Origin of the sequence: Armatimonas sp., from assembly GCF_043760365.1 — a bacterium.
GTDB lineage: Bacteria > Armatimonadota > Armatimonadia > Armatimonadales > Armatimonadaceae > Armatimonas.
Genome location: NZ_JAYUPA010000273.1, coordinates 1 through 2,010 on the forward strand (window position 1 = coordinate 1; position 2,010 = coordinate 2,010).

Here is a 2,010-nt window from a genome sequence, read left to right on the forward strand (position 1 = left end):
AATGGTGATGTTGTTCTCGATGTGGAGCAAGCCCTACGCTTCACTCTGGAAATACCCGAGGAAGAAAAAGAAGAGACTCTGATCATTGTCAACCTGAGCCTGACATGGACCCGCTCCTCGGGAGTGTGGTATCTCAAGCGCCACGAGTACTTCACTGCCGATGGCTTCACGAACAACGAGCGGGATGATTTTGTCCAGAAGCAAAAAAATAAGAAGAAAGAACCGATAAGAGTACCATGAAACAAAAATTCCTCATTCTGGCGGCCCTCGTGGCCCTCACCTCGTCCGCACAGGCAAAAGACGACCAGAAAGCCATCCAGTCACAGTACGATAAACGCTCTGCCGCTGCCGCCAAGAAAGATGTCGCGGGCTCGCTTGCAATCAACGCGCCGGAGTTTGTCAGCCTAGGTCTCAAGGGCGACAAACGCACCATGGCGCAGATCAAGCCGCAGATCACTCAAGCCTTTAGCAGTCTCAAGTCCTACTTACTCACAACAAAGATCACAAAGTGTGTCGTGACAGGAAATACCGCGACAGTCAAGACGCTAGATAGTCTCACCCTGGTTGGCAAGAACACACAGAAGTCGGAGGCGACCAGTGAGGACACCTGGGTAAAAAAAGACGGCAACTGGCTTCGCACTCAGAACAAGCTTCTCACCAGCAAGATCAAGAGCAACAAGCCCGGCTAGCTCAGAATATCTTTGACCACGCTGCCGTGCACATCCGTGAGGCGGAAGTCTCGGCCCGAGTAGCGGTAGGTGAGTTTTTCGTGGTTCAGGCCCAGGCAGTGGAGGATCGTGGCTTGCAAGTCATGGACATGGACTTTGTTCTCCACCACATGAAAGCCCAGGTCGTCCGTCGCACCGTAGGTCACTCCGCCTTTAATTCCACCGCCCGCCAGCCACATCGTATAGGCTTGCGGGTGGTGGTCACGGCCCTGCGAGCGGCCCAATGCGGGGTTATTCTCCACCATGGGCGTGCGCCCAAACTCCCCGCCCCAGATCACCAGTGTCTCATCGAGTAGCCCACGCTGCTTTAAGTCTTTCACCAGCGCCGCCGATGCCTGGTCGGTCTCGCGGCACTTATTGCGGCTCGTTCCCGCCACATCGGAGTGCGCGTCCCAGCCCTCGTGGTAGATAGTGACGAAGCGTACGCCCCGCTCGATCATGCGCCGTGCGAGTAAACAAGCGCGGGCGAAGCTGGGCTTGTTGGGGTCGCAGCCGTACAGGGCAAGCGTCTCTTTGCTCTCCGACTTCAGATCCATCACCTCAGGAGCGCTGGTCTGCAGGCGAAACGCCAGCTCGTAGCTCGCAATGCGTGAGGCGATCTCCGGGTCCGAGTCGCGCCGGTTCAGATTCCCGAGAAGATCAAGCGTATCACGCTGGAGCCTTGCGTCCACGCCCGCCGGGTTGCTCACATCTAAAATCGGGTCGCCGGAGTTGCGCAGCCGCACGCCCGCGTATTTTGTGGGCAGAAACCCGCTCGACCAGTTTGCCGCCCCGCCGGAAATGCCCGCCCCGGTGCTCATCACCACAAAATCAGGCAGGTCTTTCGCACCCGCACCGAGGCCATAGACCACCCACGAGCCCATCGCGGGCCGACCCGGCTGACCGTTGCCGGTGTTCCAGAAGATCTGCGCGGGGGCATGATTAAACTGGTCGGTGCTGACGCTCTTCACCAGGCAAATCTCATCCGCGACACTTCCCAAGTGCGGCAGCAGCTCCGAGAGCTCCATACCGCACTGTCCGTGCTTCTGGAACTTAAAGCGCGGCCCCAGCACGGCGGCATCGGCGCGGATAAAGGCATAGCGCTGGTTTTTATACACCGACGGTGGCAAGGGCTGACCTTCGAGCTTGACCAGCTCGGGCTTGTAGTCGAAGAGGTCGAGCTGGGAGGGTGCGCCCGCCATGAACAAATGGATGACATGCTTGGCCCGCCCTCCTCCCCGGCCCTCCTCCCGATAACGGGAGGAGGGAGAGCTGGCCTGTGCAACGCCCTCGGTCAGTAGCC

Annotated in this window: 3 protein-coding genes; 2 read left to right on the plus strand and 1 reads right to left on the minus strand. The window is 58.7% G+C overall.

Annotated elements, in window-relative coordinates:
* The coding region (locus ACH2EH_RS06535) for a hypothetical protein (RefSeq protein ID WP_395140074.1) at positions 1-240 on the plus strand (240 nt) is incomplete at its 5' end.
* Positions 237-689, plus strand: a complete 453-nt coding sequence (locus ACH2EH_RS06540) for a nuclear transport factor 2 family protein (RefSeq protein ID WP_395140076.1) — start codon at positions 237-239, stop codon at positions 687-689. The genes ACH2EH_RS06535 and ACH2EH_RS06540, both read left to right, overlap by 4 nt.
* Here the strand turns inward: ACH2EH_RS06540 and ACH2EH_RS06545 are convergent.
* Positions 686-2,005 (minus strand): DUF1501 domain-containing protein, encoded by a 1,320-nt coding sequence (locus ACH2EH_RS06545; RefSeq protein WP_395140077.1) that lies wholly within the window; start codon positions 2,003-2,005, stop codon positions 686-688. The two genes, ACH2EH_RS06540 and ACH2EH_RS06545, sit on opposite strands and share 4 nt — an antisense overlap.
* Positions 2,006-2,010: the final 5 nt, after the last annotated feature.